Origin of the sequence: Oscillibacter sp. ER4 (assembly GCF_000765235.1) — a bacterium.
Lineage (GTDB): Bacteria > Bacillota > Clostridia > Oscillospirales > Oscillospiraceae > Hominicoprocola > Hominicoprocola fusiformis.
The window spans coordinates 16,107-30,813 of the sequence record NZ_JPJG01000006.1 but is presented as its reverse complement, the minus strand read 5'-3'; the positions used below and the strand labels follow the sequence as shown (position 1 = coordinate 30,813).

Annotated in this window: 14 protein-coding genes; 1 reads left to right on the top strand and 13 read right to left on the bottom strand. The window is 59.3% G+C overall.

The features are described from left to right. Positions 1 to 34 precede the first annotated feature (34 nt). From NI20_RS0101140 to NI20_RS0101080, 12 genes are all read right to left on the bottom strand, one after another. Positions 35 to 925 carry a MetQ/NlpA family ABC transporter substrate-binding protein gene (locus NI20_RS0101140; RefSeq protein ID WP_033119631.1) on the bottom strand — a complete coding sequence of 297 codons (891 nt, stop codon included), beginning with the start codon at positions 923 to 925 and terminating at the stop codon, positions 35 to 37. 64 nt (positions 926 to 989) lie between these two features. Next, complete coding sequence (locus NI20_RS0101135; protein WP_033119630.1) at positions 990 to 1,670, bottom strand: methionine ABC transporter permease; 681 nt, start codon at positions 1,668 to 1,670, stop codon at positions 990 to 992. After that, entirely contained in the window at positions 1,651 to 2,697 is a 1,047-nt protein-coding gene (locus NI20_RS0101130) for a methionine ABC transporter ATP-binding protein (protein ID WP_033119629.1), read from the bottom strand. Before NI20_RS0101130 ends, NI20_RS0101135 begins: the two co-directional genes overlap by 20 nt. A gap of 443 nt (positions 2,698 to 3,140) precedes the next feature. Then, positions 3,141 to 3,926, bottom strand: coding sequence for a TatD family hydrolase (locus tag NI20_RS0101125; RefSeq protein WP_033119644.1), 786 nt, complete (start codon positions 3,924 to 3,926; stop codon positions 3,141 to 3,143). 2 nt (positions 3,927 to 3,928) lie between these two features. Next, the gene (locus tag NI20_RS0101120) at positions 3,929 to 4,126 is read right to left on the bottom strand and encodes a DUF4177 domain-containing protein (RefSeq protein ID WP_033119628.1); all 198 of its coding nucleotides are present in this window, start codon (positions 4,124 to 4,126) and stop codon (positions 3,929 to 3,931) included. Positions 4,127 to 4,751: 625 nt separating this feature from the next. Beyond that, positions 4,752 to 6,716, bottom strand: coding sequence for a methionine--tRNA ligase (gene metG / locus NI20_RS0101115; protein ID WP_033119627.1), 1,965 nt, complete (start codon positions 6,714 to 6,716; stop codon positions 4,752 to 4,754). A gap of 417 nt (positions 6,717 to 7,133) precedes the next feature. Then, the gene (locus tag NI20_RS0101105) at positions 7,134 to 7,604 is read right to left on the bottom strand and encodes a deaminase (protein ID WP_033119625.1); all 471 of its coding nucleotides are present in this window, start codon (positions 7,602 to 7,604) and stop codon (positions 7,134 to 7,136) included. A 46-nt stretch (positions 7,605 to 7,650) separates the two neighbouring features. Then, positions 7,651 to 7,929 (bottom strand): hypothetical protein, encoded by a 279-nt coding sequence (locus tag NI20_RS0101100; protein ID WP_033119624.1) that lies wholly within the window; start codon positions 7,927 to 7,929, stop codon positions 7,651 to 7,653. Between the two features lies 1 nt (position 7,930). Continuing rightward, entirely contained in the window at positions 7,931 to 8,803 is an 873-nt protein-coding gene (locus tag NI20_RS0101095) for a 4Fe-4S cluster-binding domain-containing protein (protein ID WP_033119623.1), read from the bottom strand. Beyond that, a complete protein-coding gene (locus NI20_RS0101090; protein WP_033119622.1) occupies positions 8,803 to 9,396 on the bottom strand; it encodes a thymidine kinase in 594 nt (197 codons plus the stop codon). Before NI20_RS0101090 ends, NI20_RS0101095 begins: the two co-directional genes overlap by 1 nt. Positions 9,397 to 9,415: 19 nt before the next feature. Then, positions 9,416 to 10,477: an A/G-specific adenine glycosylase gene (gene mutY, locus NI20_RS0101085; RefSeq protein ID WP_156108525.1), complete on the bottom strand. Its 1,062-nt coding sequence runs from the start codon at positions 10,475 to 10,477 to the stop codon at positions 9,416 to 9,418. Position 10,478: 1 nt separating this feature from the next. Further along, positions 10,479 to 11,318 (bottom strand): radical SAM/SPASM domain-containing protein, encoded by an 840-nt coding sequence (locus NI20_RS0101080; RefSeq protein ID WP_033119621.1) that lies wholly within the window; start codon positions 11,316 to 11,318, stop codon positions 10,479 to 10,481. A gap of 153 nt (positions 11,319 to 11,471) precedes the next feature. Here NI20_RS0101080 and NI20_RS0101075 point away from each other — a divergent pair, with 153 nt between their 5' ends. Then, positions 11,472 to 12,248, top strand: a complete 777-nt coding sequence (locus NI20_RS0101075; protein WP_052084338.1) for an MBL fold metallo-hydrolase — start codon at positions 11,472 to 11,474, stop codon at positions 12,246 to 12,248. 86 nt (positions 12,249 to 12,334) lie between these two features. On the opposite strand, the gene NI20_RS0101070 is transcribed toward NI20_RS0101075, so the two are convergent. Continuing rightward, a complete protein-coding gene (locus tag NI20_RS0101070) occupies positions 12,335 to 14,662 on the bottom strand; it encodes a LysM peptidoglycan-binding domain-containing protein (RefSeq protein WP_033119620.1) in 2,328 nt (775 codons plus the stop codon). Positions 14,663 to 14,707: the final 45 nt, after the last annotated feature.

Genomic DNA, 14,707 nt, shown 5'->3' with positions numbered 1-14,707 from the left:
GCGTTGCGGGAGCGCGGCGGCGGTCAGATGGTGTTTACTGATTGATCAGGTCCTGATTCCAGCCCACTGCGATGAAGTAACCGCCGAAGGTGTTGTTGAACACGTCCTCCGTCGCGCTGGACTGGAAGGCTTCGACGACCTTCTCATAGATGGCGGCGGTGTCGGGGTCTTCGATGTCAGCGGTGCGCGCGGCGATCAGATTCCAGTACTCCTCCACGTCGAGGACGCTGTCCTTGTAGATGGCCTCGTCAGTCTTGAGGCCAAAGTCGAGCGCGTAGTTGCCATTCACGACCGCGGCGGCCACGTCGGGCAGGACGGAGGGGATGGTGTTGGCCTTGAGTTCTTCGATGGTGATGTTGACCTTGTAGCTCGTGATATCGTCAACGGTGGGGTTGAAGGCGGCGTTGGGGTCGAGCTCGATGAGGCCCGCGGCTTCGAGCACCTTGAGCGCGCGGCCGCCGTTGGTCAGATCGTCGGGAATGGCGACGACGTCACCGTCTTTGAGCTCGTCAACGGAACTGACCTTCTGGGAGTAGAGGTTCAGCGGGATGATGAAGGTGTTGCCGATGTTCTGGATCGCATAGCCGTAGTTGTCGATCTCGTTCTGGAGATAAATGCGGTGCTGGAAGGCGTTGAGGTCGATGTCGCCGTTGGCGAGCGCGTTGTTCGGGGTCACGTAGTCCGAGAACTGCACGATCTCGAGGTCGATGCCCTCGTCGGCGAGCGCGGCCTTCGCGCTCGCCCACAGGTCGTCATAGATGCCGCCGACCACGCCGAGCTTGACGGTCACGGTCTCGCCGGTCTGATTGTCGGTGTTGGCATCGCTGTTGTCGGCGGAGTCGCCGGCCTTGGAGCCGCAGGCGGTCAGTGCGAGGGCGAGCGTGGCGGCTGCAAGGGTGAGGGCAAAGAACTTTTTGAGCTTCATGGAAATATCCTCCGTTAAAATAATTTTTTGTAATGGGGTGGGTAGGGACTGTATGGGGATCACGTTAATGCGTGTTCTTTTTGACGATGCGTCCGCCGGCAAATTCGATGACGCAGACGATGAGCACAAGGACGAGCACGGTGACGTTCGTGATGTCGGCCATGTTGCGGTCGTGGCCGTAGCGGATGGCGAAGTCGCCGAGGCCGCCCGCGCCGGCGACGCCGGCCATGGCCGTGAGGTTTAAGAGACTCACGATCGTGATGGTCGTGCCGCGCGCGATGGCCGCGATGCTCTCCTTGAGATACACGCGGAAGATGATCTCAAGCGGGCTCGAGCCCATCGAGAGCGCCGCCTCGATAAGGCCGCCGTCGAGCTCGGCGAGCGCACTTTCGACCTGACGGGTGAAAAACGGCACTGAGCCGAACACCAGCGGCACGATCGCACCGCGCACATAGAGCACCGTGCCGACCAGCGCACGCGTGATGGGCATGACCCACGTCAGTAGGATGATAAACGGGATGGAGCGGAACAGGCTCACGAGCTTGTCGAGAATTTGGTAGACGACCTTGTTCTCCAAAATGCCGTTCGGCTTTGTCACCGTGAGCACCACGCCGAGCAGAAGCCCGAATACGAACGAGATGAGGCCCGACCAGAGCACCATGAGCATCGTGTCGCCGAGGGCCTTATAAAAGTCCGGCAGCTTGCTTGCAAGGTTCGGGGCAATGTTAACGATCAGCTCTTGCATCTTTGATGACCTCCACTCCAACATTTTTTTCGATCAGGTATTCGATCGCTTTCGTGATCTGCTTTTTCTCGCCGCTGATGATGGCGACCGTTCCGCCGATGGGGGAATCCTGCACGATGGTGATATCGGCGAAAATGATGTTGAGCGAGACGTTGAACATCTGCGACACGGCGGAGATGATCGGCTCGTTGACGTTGCGCTGAACATAGGACAGGCGGACAATGAGCTCGCCAGGCTGGAGACGCGTGACGGGGGAATCCTCGGCGATGAGCGCTTCGACCTTCTGGAGGTTCGAGGTCGTGTGGATGAAGCTCTTCGTGATGTCCTGCTTGGGCTCAGCGAAGACCGTGAAGACCTCGCCCTGCTCGACGACGCGGCCGTATTCCATGACGGCGACGCGGTCACAGATCTCCTTGACGACAGCCATCTCGTGCGTGATGAGCACGATCGTGATGCCGAGCGTTTCGTTGAGGTGCTTGAGAAGGTGCAGGATCGCCTTCGTTGTCTGCGGGTCGAGCGCGGAGGTCGCCTCGTCGCACAGAAGCACCTGTGGGTCGTTGGCAAGGGCGCGGGCGATGGCGACGCGCTGCTTCTGTCCGCCGGAGAGCTGGCTGGGGTAGGCGTCCGCCTTGTCGCCGATGCCGACGAGTTCCAAGAGCGTTGCGACCTTCTTCCGGATATCCTCCTTGCTCAGGCCGCTGCCCTTGAGCGGGTAGGCGACGTTTCCGGCCACCGTGCGCGACGGCATCAGGTTGAAGTGCTGGAAGATCATGCCGATCTTCTTGCGCGCCGCGCGCAGATCCTTGGCAGAGAGCGCCGTCAAGTCCTGTCCCGCGACGAAGACGCTGCCGGAGCTTGGCCGCTCCAAAAGGTTGATGCATCGCACGAGCGTGGACTTGCCCGCGCCCGAGAAGCCGATGATCCCGAAGATCTCGCCCGAGCCGATGGAGAGCGACACGTCGCGCACGGCGTGCACGGCCTTTTCGCCCGAGCCGAAGTCCTTGGAAATGTTCTTGAGTTCGATCAAGTGAATTCCTCCTTTATCCCAAAAGCAAACAAAAAAAGCGGGGAGCTCATGAGCTCCCCGCTTCAGGTCAAACGATGTTCGGGTGGCAAGACCCTTCTGCGCGCTTTCAATCAGCGGCGGCAATTTCGTTCCTGTGCGTATCGGGCAGGAAAATGAGCATGAGCAATCGTGGGCATCGGCATCGCCATGTCCATGTTCATGCACATTAACATTCGAGAAGTGTAGGAGAACATTTCGTCGAAATCCTTTCCGAAAATCATATTGAGGTTGTGGGTATCATAGCACCGTGAAAAGCACACGTCAACAGAAAATGCGGGAAAATTCGCAACTTAGTCACACTTGACTAAAGCGGAAGAATAAACATGCGGAAAAAATCGGGTAATATTGCCAGCAAATTTGCCGCGCCGTTCAGTTTTGAAATGAAAAAAGAGGAACGGAAGCGGTCAGCTTCGTTCCTCTTTCGCTGATTGAATGCCGAAAAAGCGGCGGCCGTTTTCGTTCGTCAGGGCGATGATTTCATCTGTGCTCATGCCGCGAATTTCTGCGAATTTTGCCGCGATATGGAACACATTGCGCGAGTCGTTGCGCGTGCCGCGCACGGGAACGGGGGCCATGTAAGGGCTGTCCGTTTCGAGAAGCACCCTGTCAAGCGGGACGACCTTTGCGACCTCGACGGTCTTCTTCGCGTTCTTGTAGGTCAGCGGGCCGTCAAAGCCCAGGTACCAGCCGCGCTTTATCAGCTCCTGCGCGATCTCGACGCTGCCGGAAAAGCAATGGAACACGCCGCGCACCTGCGGAAACTCCTTCACGATGGCGAGGCAGTCAGCATGCGCGTCGCGGTCGTGCACGATGACGGGGAGACCTAATTCCTGCGCCAGCGCGAGCTGGTCGCGGAAAACCTCCTGCTGGAATTCCCGCGGCGGGTTTTGCTCCCAGTAGTAGTCGAGCCCGATCTCACCGATGGCGACGACCTTCGGGTTCTTTGCCCATGCGCGCAGCGTGTCGAGGCTCTCGCGCGTGTAGGGCGCGCAGTTTTCCGGATGCCAGCCGACGGCGGAGTAGACGTGGGGATATTGTTCCGCAATCTCCACCGCGCGGCGCGAGGTATCCAAGTCGCAGCCCGGGTCGACGATCAGCCCCACGCCGTTTTCGGGCATGGACGCGAGCAATGCCTCGCGGTCAGCGTCGAACGCCTCATCGTCGTAGTGGGCGTGGGTGTCAAAAATCAGATTCATGCCTTCTCCTGCTCAAAGATGAGGTCATATTCAAGGATCGCGCCATTCACCGACTGCGACACAGGCAGAAAGCCAACATAGCGCCAGCCTTCCTCCGCTGCACGGTCGATGATGTTCCGGTATTCGGGGTCAAGCGAAAATCCGCCAAGAATAGACGCATTGGCGGCGACTTTTACATGAAAGTATTCATACATGGCTCTTTTCTCCTTTGCAGGCCCAAAGAGGGTGGGTTTTCGCGCCCCAAGGGCGCGGGGATATGCCACCTGCGGGCGGCAACACCACACCGCCCATTTTCTTTCCCGAGAAAGAAAACGGGCGGTGTGACCGTCCAAAAGAAAGGTGCCTACATTGCAAGCGAGCAACTCGAAGAGCTGCAATGCTTGCCGATTGCACTGCCCATAGCGCGGCGTTGCCGCGTTTGGTGTTGCTATACGACTTGACTTACTCCTACTATCCGCTGCCGCTCTGCCCGTCTTGTAGGAGTACAGCCTAATTTTCGCCTACTGGAGCACTCCTCAATGCGGCGAGCGCAGCAATGCCGCATTCGGCAGGCAGTCTGCCGCCGAACGAACGTCACACGCGCCTCACGATAGTAAGGCGCGGTTGCGATTGGTAACGACTTGTAGGGACTCATGGCGAAGCCATGTACACCGCACCTGAATGCGCAGCGTGTGCAGCTCTTCAAGCCCAAGACCGGCAATGGAAACCTTTCTCTCGGGGGATTTAAAGGGGGATACTCTCTTTCGAAAAAGAGAGTATCCCCCTTTTACCCGTTCCCCACGTCAGGTGGGGAAAACGAAAGGGGCTTACCCCTTTAATTTAACAAAGTTTTGCGCCAGCGGGGATCTTATCATCCACCATAATAAGGTTGAGGACCTCCTCACCCTTCTCGGTGTGGACAGCAGAGAGCAGCATGCCGCAGCTCTCAAGCCCCATCATCTTGCGCGGGGGCAGGTTGACGATGGCGACGAGCGTCTTGCCGACGAGCTCTTCGGGCTTGTACCACTTGTGGATGCCGGAGAGGATCTGGCGGTCGGTGCCGGTGCCGTCGTCGAGCGTGAAGCGCAGGAGCTTTTCGCTCTTCTTCACGGCCTCGCAGGCCTTGACCTTGACGGCGCGGAAGTCGGACTTGCAGAACGTGTCGAAATCGACCTTTTCCTCCGCCATCGGCTCAAACTCCATCGCGGGGAGGGCAGCCTTTTTCTGAGCCTCCTGAATGGCCTCAAGCTCTTCGAGCGCCTTCTGCGCGTCGACGCGCGGGAAGATGGCCTCGCCCTTGTGGACGGTGACGGTGGCGCTCAGGCTGCCCCACTTCGCGGCGCTGTCCCAGTCGCGGCAGCACTCGCACGCGCCGATCTGCGCGAAGATCTTCTCGCAGGAATCGGGGATGAACGGGTTGAGCAGCACTGTGCAGATGCGGATGCTCTCGAGCAGGTTGTACATGACGGAAGCGAGGCGGGGCTTGTTGGCCTCGTCCTTGGCGAGCGCCCAGGGCGCGGTCTCGTCGATATACTTGTTGGCGCGCTGGATGCACTTGAAGATGAGCTCAAGCGCGTTCTGGAACTGGAACTTCTCCATCTCGGCTTCATACTTGCCGCGCAGCGCGGAGAGCTGAGAGATGAGCTCGTCGTCGAGCGCATCGGTCTGTCGGCTTTCCGGCAGCGTGCCGCCGAAATATTTTTCGACCATGGCCGTCGTGCGGGAGACGAGGTTGCCGAGGTCGTTGGCGAGGTCGACATTGATGGTGTTGATGAGCAGTTCATTCGAGAAGTTGCCGTCCGAGCCGAACGGGAACGTGCGCAGCAGGAAGAAGCGCAGCGCGTCCACGCCGAAGCGCTCGGCGAGCACATACGGGTCAACGACGTTGCCCTTGGACTTACTCATCTTGCCGCCGTCCATGACGAGCCAGCCGTGGCCGTAGACGTGCTTGGGGAGCGGCATGCCCATGCTCATGAGCATCGCGGGCCAGATGATGGAGTGGAAGCGGACGATCTCCTTGCCGACAAAATGCACGTCGGCGGGCCAATACTTGTCGTAATCGTCGTACTTCTCGTTCATAAAACCGAGCGCCGTGCAGTAGTTGAAGAGCGCATCGACCCAGACGTAAACGACGTGACCCGGGTCAAAGTCCACGGGGATGCCCCAGGTGAAGCTCGTGCGGGAGACGCAGAGGTCTTCAAGGCCCGGCTTGATGAAGTTGTTGACCATCTCGTTGACGCGAGAGGCGGGCTGGAGAAAGTCGGTGTCCTCAAGCAGGTGCTGCACGCGGTCGGCGTACTTGGAAAGCTTGAAGAAGTAGGCCTCTTCCTCGGCGTCCTCGACCTCGCGGCCGCAGTCGGGGCACTTGCCGTCAACGAGCTGGCTCTCGGTCCAGAAGCTCTCGCAGGGCTTGCAGTACTTGCCCTTGTAGGTGCCCTTGTAGATGTCGCCGTTGTCGTGCATCTTCTTGAAGATCTTCTGGATGGCCTCGACATGGTAGTCATCCGTTGTGCGGATGAAGCGGTCGTTCGAAATATTCATGAGCTTCCACAGATCGAGGATGCCCTTTTCGCCGCAGACGATGTTGTCGACGAACTGCTGCGGGGTCACGCCCGCGGCCTTGGCCTTATCTTCGATCTTCTGGCCGTGCTCGTCGGTGCCGGTCAGGAACATGACGTCATAGCCCGTCAGGCGCTTGTAGCGCGCCATCGCGTCGGTCGCTACGGTGCAGTAGGTGTGGCCAATGTGGAGCTTGTCGGAGGGGTAGTAGATGGGGGTCGTGATATAGAATTTCTTCTTGTCCATTGGTGTTTTCCTCTTTTCTGCCCGCGCCGAATGAAAGCGGGGTGTAATTATTTACAGTCTACCACCGAAAGGGCGGTATTTGCAAGGTTTTACAGAATTTTTCCCCAAAAGAAGAAAGCGCGGCGCCATAAGCACCGCACTTTTTCGATTTGAAAGAGTAGGATCGCCGCATTTGCCGCCCCCCAGGCGGCAAACAGGCATAACGCATCGCAGATTTTCGCGTCCGCAGACGCGAAAGAAATAGAAGCGTCGCAGACTTTGCGCCGCGCACGGCGCAAATGAATTTCAATCATTTTTTCTGACGACATGTGCGTCAGAAAAAATACTTCTTAGCCCGCAAACGTGCGCGCCTACGGCGCGTGCGCTGCAGCGGGCGGCAATTCCCCTCAAAAAAGCGGCTTTGCCGCTTTTTTGAAGTTATAGCGAGTCATCCTCGTCGATCCACTTTTGCACCGGAACGATATCAAACTCCTCCTCCGTCCGGCGGATCACCACCTCGTCGATGCCGGCGTTGATGATCATGCGGCGGCACATGGGACAGCTCGTCGCATCGTGCAGCAGCTCGCCGCTGCGCGCGTCGCGGCCGACCAAGTAGATCGTCGCGCCGACCATGTCGCGCCGCTGGGCGGAGATGATGGCGTTCGCCTCGGCGTGGACGCTGCGGCAGAGCTCGTAGCGCTCGCCGCGCGGGACCTTGAGCTGCTCGCGCGTGCAATAGCCGAGGTCGACGCAGTTTTTGCGTCCGCGCGGCGCGCCGTTGTAGCCGGTGGAGATGATCTCGTCGTTTTTGACGATGATTGCACCGTAGACGCGGCGCAGGCACGTCGCGCGCTCAAGCACCGTCTGCGCGATGTCTAAGTAGTAATTCCGCTTGCTGACACGCTCCATATCGAGTCCTCCTTGTATTTATGAGAAAGAATATTACAATTTGCTATCAGAATTCGTGTTTGCAGTGTGGGCAGCGGCCGTAATCGAAGTCGATGACCGCGCCGCAGACGGGACATTGCTTCTGCGCAAGGCCGTCCGACGCTGCCTCCGGCTGGAACAGCTCGATCTTCCCGCACTTGGGGCAGGAATAGATGTCGATCTCCATTCCGCCCGCGAGGGCGAAGGTCAGGTCCGAAAGGAGCAGGTTAGGGCGGCGCTGGAGCTTGTCGCGCCCCATAAATCGCATCCCTGCGCCGCAGCGCAGGCAGTTGAGCTGATTCGCCATCCTATACCCCCTGTAGGTCGAAAACGGGTGTGTATTCCTCTTTGGCGCTCGAGAGCTCCTGACAAAAGCCGTCGGTCAGGCCACAGTCGAGCATGTATTGTACCGCCGTGCGGTATTCTCGCTCATTCAAGCGCCGCGCGAGCGCGCCGGTCGCGCCGCTCTGCGGCGTATACTGGCTCATGAGCGAAAAGAGCACGGTCTTTGGCGGGAAGTGGGACGAAACATAGTCGATGACGCGCTTGGTGTTCTCCATCTGCCCCGGCAGGACGAGGTGGCGCAAAATGACGCCGGACTTCATCAGCCCGTCCTCGCCGATCTGATACGGTCCGACCTGACGCACCATCTCGTCGATGGCCGCGGCGGCAACTTCAAAGTAGTCCGGCGCGGCGGAAAGCTCGCGCGCGGGGCGTTCCATGGCGTATTTTAAGTCGGGCAGATAGATCTGCACCTTACCCTCAAGCATTCTGAGCGTTTCCACACGCTCGTATCCGCCGCTGTTCCACACAACGGGGACGGGAAGCGGCTGATCCAGCGCTTCGAGCACCCAGGGGGTGAAGTGCGTGGGCGTGACAAGATCGATGCAGTGCGCGCCCTGCGAAACGAGGTCTTCCATGATCTCGCGCAGATGTGCCGGCGTAATGACCTTGCCGAAATTCTCGTGGCTGATGCGCCCGTTCTGGCAGAACACGCAGTCCAAATTGCAGCCCGAAAAGAAGATGCAGCCCGCGCCGTTTTTACCGCTGAGCACGGGTTCTTCCCAGAGGTGCAGCATCGCGCGCGCGACGACTAAGCCCGCGGGCATGCGGCAGACGCCGCCTGCTTTCTCCGCCGTGCGCTTCGCGCCGCAGCGGCGGGGACAGATCTCGCAGCGCATCAGTCGCCCGTGCCCTGACCGTTGAAGTCGGGGCCGAGGTCGCCGAGCATCCAGTGCTTGCGGCACAGGCCGATGTACTGGTCGTTCGCGCCGATGACGACCTGCGCACCCTGCTTGACGACATGGCCCTGCGCGTCAAAGCGCGCGTTGAACGCGGCCTTTTTGCCGCACCAGCAGATGGTCTTGACCTCTTCTAACTTGTCGGCCATGACAAGCAGCTCGTAGCTGCCGGGGAAAAGGTCGCCCTTGAAGTCGGCGCGCAGCCCGTAGCAGAGGACGGGGATGCCGCAGTCGTCGACGAGATGGACGAGGTATAAGACCTCCTCCTTTGTCAAAAACTGCGCCTCGTCGACGATGATGCAGGCGTTCTTTTTGAGTTCCTCTTCGTCCATCTGCCGCATCTCATGGAAGTAGACGCAGGGGTATTCAAGCCCGATGCGCGAGTGCACCATGTGGTCGCCGTCGCGCGTGTCGAGCTGGGGCTTGCAGAGGAGCGTCTTCTGCCCGCGCTCTTCGTAGTTGAAGCGCGCCATCAGCGCGTTGGCCGTCTTGCTCGAGCCCATCGCGCCGTATTTGAAGTAAAGCTGTGCCATGGTCGTTGTTCTCCCTCTCTTATTGCAGCCGCGCGCGAACGAGCGCGGCAAATTTCTTGAATGCGGTGGGGATGGCGGCGGCGTCGAACGCCGCGGCGTCCGCCCAGAATAGATCGTCGTTTTCGCCCGTCACGTCGGCGAAGTAGCCCTTCATATCCCACTCGATGTGGGTGAAGATGTGCTTCGCGCTGCCCGCGGGTTCGACAGTTTGCGCCGAAAGCCCCATCTGCGCAAGCGCAAGCGAAACGCCCGCCTCGTCGAGGTTCCCCAAAACGCTCGGGAATTCCCAGAGTGAGGCGAGAAGCCCCGTGTCCGCGCGCTTTCGCAGCGCGGCCTTGCCATTTTGAAAGAGCAGCAGCACGGTGCGCTCCTCAATCTTGCGCGCCTTTTTCTTCGCGCGCACGGGAAAAATCTCGGTGAGTCCGTTTTTGTACGCCTCGCACATCATTCGCGCGGGGCAGATCTCGCACTTCGGCGCGCCGTTCGGCAGGCACACCGTCGCGCCGAGGTCCATCATCGCCTGATTGTACGCGCCGGGGCGATGTAAGTCGATGGCGTCGTTGAGATGCGCGGTGAATTGCTTTCGTACCCTCGCGTCCATGATGTCATCGGCGCAGCCGCTGACGCGCGCGGCGACGCGCAGCAGATTCCCGTCCACCGCGGCGACCGGCTCGCCGAAGTTGATCGAGGCGATGGCGGCGGCGGTGTAGTCGCCGATGCCGGGGAGCGTTTTGAGACTTGCACAAGTGCGCGGCAACTCGCCGCCAAAGTCCGAGACGATGACCTTTGCCGCCTTTTGCAGATTCCGCGCCCGCGAGTAGTAGCCAAGCCCCTCCCAGAGCTTCAAAAGCCGTTCCTCCGGCACGGTGGCTAACGCCGCGGCGTCGGGCAGCTCTGCCATAAAGCGCTCAAAGTACGGAATGACGGCACTCACGCGCGTCTGCTGGAGCATGATCTCCGAGACCCACGTGCGGTACGGCGTGACGACGCTGCGCCATGGCAGCGTGCGGCCGTTTAAGTCATACCACGTGAGCAGCGGCGCGGTCAGAGCATTTAAGTTTTCCCAATGTTCTGTCATCATATCATTTGTTGAAGCGCGCGGCGAAGCCGCAGCGGCGGCAGAGTTCTTCGGCGGGCTTCCGCCGGGAGAAACCCTCGCGCAGAGCACACGCGCGCGGGGAGTTCAGAATTTCGTCAAGCGGCTGAGTGAAGAGGTTCCCCAGCGCCATGTCACCCTCGTGATCGAGGCAGCAGGGCACGACGGTGCCGTCGACAAGGACACCGAGCTGGTCGCGCAGACCGTAGCAGAACTGCGCGCCGGATTCGCCGGCGCTCAGATCAGGCCAGTCGAATTTGCCCGCGCGCTCCAAATACAGGTGGTCGCGCTGAAAAAAGCTGTCGTTTCGCATCTCCGGCCAGTCATTCCCCGTGCGAGAGCGCAGAAAGTCGAGAATTTCGCCGTTGCGCGCGTCCGCGCCGCCGTCGTTCCAGAGGCGCAGCGCTACGATGACGCGTTTTTTCGCGGCCTTTTCAGCAAAGTTCCAGACCTGTGTCAGGTAAGAAAGCTCCCGCTCGTCCGCGCCGTCGTTGCCCTCAAAACTGTGGAGCGAGACGCTGATCTTGTGCAGGCTTTCGGCGGCAAGCAGCTCGTCGGAACGCTTTTGGAGCAGCGTGCCGTTCGTCGTGATGCAGATTTTCATGTTCCGCGCTTTGGCAAGGGCGAAGAGCGTCGTAAGCTCAGGGTGCAGCAGCGGCTCGCCCATCACGTGCAGATAGACGTACTGCACATACCCCTCGAGCCGCGAGAGGATAAGGTCGAATTCCTGTGCGCTCATCGTGCGCGGCGCGCGCTTTGTCTTGGGGCAGAAGGAGCAGGCGAGGTTGCAGCGGTTCGTGATCTCGACATAGGCTTTTTTCAGCATCGCGCGGCTCCTTTCGTGAAGTCAGGGGATAGATTTAAATATTTTACCATATCCGCGCGATTTTGCAAAGCCTTTTCCCCTTGCGCCGCGCCGCGGCGTCTGCTATAATCCTACAGGCAAACTTCCATCCTCCGCAGCGAAAGGAGAAACCGCATGACCGTCACGTTTATCGCCCACAGCGCGTATCTTGTCGAGTGGGACAAGTTCTACACGCTCTTTGACTATACCTACGAGCCCGACTACACGGGCGAGCTGCCGGAGCTGAACCCAGACAAGCCGCTGCTCGTCTTCGCGAGCCACAGCCACGAGGACCACTTCGACGCCAAGGTGTTCACACTTTTGGAAAAGTACCCCGACACGCGCTTTTTCGTCTCGCGCGATACGCGCCTCACCGAGCGCAAGCGGCAATGGCTGAACATCTCCGACGAAGCCTTTGCCCGCACGACTGTTCTGCGGCCCGACAGCATCCTGCTCACCGACGTCGCGGGCGAGGATTTGAGCATCCGCGCCATCAAGTCGACGGACATCGGCAATGCCTATCTTCTGCGCGCTGAGGGGAAGATGGTCTACCACGGGGGCGACCTCAACTGGTGGAACTGGGAGAGCGAGGGCAAGGCTTACTGCAACAACATGACCGTCCACTACCATGCGGCCATTGAAAAGCTCGCCTCCGCCGTGCGCAACGAGGCGACGGACAACGGCATCGCGCCCGAGATCACGGCGGCGATGGCACCGCTTGACCCGCGCCTTGGTGAAGGCAGCGAGGGCCTCGGCATCGAGTATCTGCTGAAGAATGTGACGGTGCAGCACATCTTCCCGATGCACATGTGGAAAAAGTATGAGGTCATCGACCGATACATCGCTGCGCACCCGGACGAAAAGGGCATCATCGCGCGCATCACGCGCGACGGTCAGCAATTCGAGATTTGAAAATAAAAAGGAAAGCGCCTTCCGCATCGCGGAAGGCGCTTTCCCGTTCGAAGGGGATTTGTGGAGAAAAAACACTGACGTATTTTTTACTGGCTCACTGCCGTGAGAGGCATTTTGAGGATCTGACCGACGAAAATGACCGAGGGGGACTTGACGGTGTCCTTATTCAGGTCATAGATCTCAGTCCAGCGGCTGCCGCTGCCGAGCTGCTTGCTGGCGATCTTCCACAGACTGTCGCCGGAGACGACGGTGTAGGTATCGCTGCTCGCGGGCTGGGAGGGCTTCTCAGGCTGCGTGGGCTGGGTGGGCTCGGCGGAGGTGCCGTTGCTCACGAGCGTGGTGCGTGGGTCATTGCCGGTGTAGCGGTAGAGCGGGAAGTTCTTCGTGGTCTCATCATACTTGAGCAGACCGTTCTGATAGATCGTGCCGTTGTAGCGTGCGCTGTCGCCGACGTCGGGCTCCATCAGCATGCCGATGATCGTGCCGCTCTCCTGATCCATGGGGATCACGTAAGCGCCCTTTTCGAAGGTGACTTTCGCGCTGTCGCGCAGGTCGGCGATGCAGCTCTTGGTGCCGTCGGCCTCGATGTAATAGTACTGCTGGAGCTCGGCACTGGAACCGGCATTGAGCTTATAGTACTCTGCGCCGTGGTGGTCGAGCGTGTAGAGAAGTTTGTCGATCCACTCAACGTCCGTGGGGACGACGTAGGCAGTCGGGCGGGTGCGGCTGCGGACGATGGTGTCCTGCAGGCTGATGGCGTTGGCGCCGATGCTGTTGATGTTACCGTAGATATCGGCGACATACTGATGCAGCGGGGTCGGGCTCTTGACCTTGCCGGAGGCGCTCTGCTTGAGGACGAGAACGTCGGATTCGCTGTAGGTCTTGCCGGTCTCGGCGACCTTGGCGCGGGCGGTGTTCACGGTGTCCATAACGGTTTTGGCGTTGGCGGCGGTGGTGTCATAGATGGACTTGGTCGCAACGACCTGACCGTATACGCGGCGCGGCATGGCGAACAGCGCGCCGTCAGCGCCGTGACTCTCAATCAGAATGGAGATGGCGTTGCCGAGACCGTAGTAGGCGCGGCCAATGGGGTTATTGCTGGTGATGCCGTAGTGGTAGGCGCGGAAACCGGTGTCGAGCAGGTCCTTGTGCATCTTATCGATGACAAGCTCGGTGGTCAGCTTGGTCACGGCGGGATCGTCGTTCAGGCTGGAAGCGCCGGTGATCTGGAAGTCATTGAGTTCGAACTTCTCGGGATCGTTATTGTAGTTGCCCATCTCGGAGAAGAAAAATTCGTGGTTGTCGATCACAACGTGCGGCATGAACTTGTAGTATGTTTCGTGCAGCATGGCCGTTTCCTTAGAGTTGATCGCCATGTGGTCGCGGTTCATGTCGATGCCGTCATAATCGGTGCGGACGAAGAGGAATGCGCCCTCCACATTGATGCGGGGGATCATCACGATATCGATCTTGTCGAGGATGTCCTCACCGTACTGGCCGCAGAGCTCCTGAATCATGACGAGCGCACTCTCACCGGCGGCAGGCTCATAGGGGTGAATCTGGGCCTGCTGCCACACGATGGGCTTGCCGTCCTCGCGCAGGATCTTGGCCGCATCGTCCATGGTGGCGTTTGCGGGAATATTTTTCTTGGTGAACACGAGCACGGGGTAGTCGTAGCCATAGTGGGCAGTCTTACCGGCGCTGAAAACGTGCATGTAGCTGCTCTTAGTCGCGTATTCCTTGATGAAAGCGGTCATCTCTTCGTTGGTGGTGGCCTGATAGAGCGCGCGGCCCTCCTGGAAGGCGGGAGTGGTGAAGGGCTTGTAGCCGACGAGCTCGTCCGTGCCGAGCAGGTACTCCATCTCATCGGTTCCCTCGATGGGAACGCCGTAGCCAACGCCCTGGTCAAAACCTGCGGGGGCCTTTTCACCGTTCACGCCGACGGGATTGTTGTTACTGGTCTCATAGCCGGTGCCGGCGATGGGCGCAGTTTTGACGGGTAGTGTCTTCGCACCAGCTTTCAGGTCTGCCTCAGTGACGAGGAAGAGCTTGACGATGCTGTAATACTTGCTCTCGACCTTGCCGTGGACGAGATAACAGTAGCCGCCCGCCTCGGTAACGGTGTACTTGCCGTCCTTGTCCGGTTCAATGATTGTCAGCTTGGGATAGTTTTCGCTATTAGGCTCGGTGAAGGCCTTGACAATACCTTCGACGGTTTTTGCTTCACGTTTCTGATACCATGCGGGGATACCCTTGAACATGGTTACGACTACGTCGTTTGCGGGAACATCCTTAGGATATTCAAGCGTGATCTTCACGCTTTTCTCTGCTGCGAGCGTGCTGGTCATCAGCATCGTGACGACCATCGCGAGAGTCAGCAGACAGCTCAGGGATCGCTGCATCATTTTTCTCATAGCTTCTTTTCTCCTTCTTAAAAACTGTCGGTACCGGAACATCAT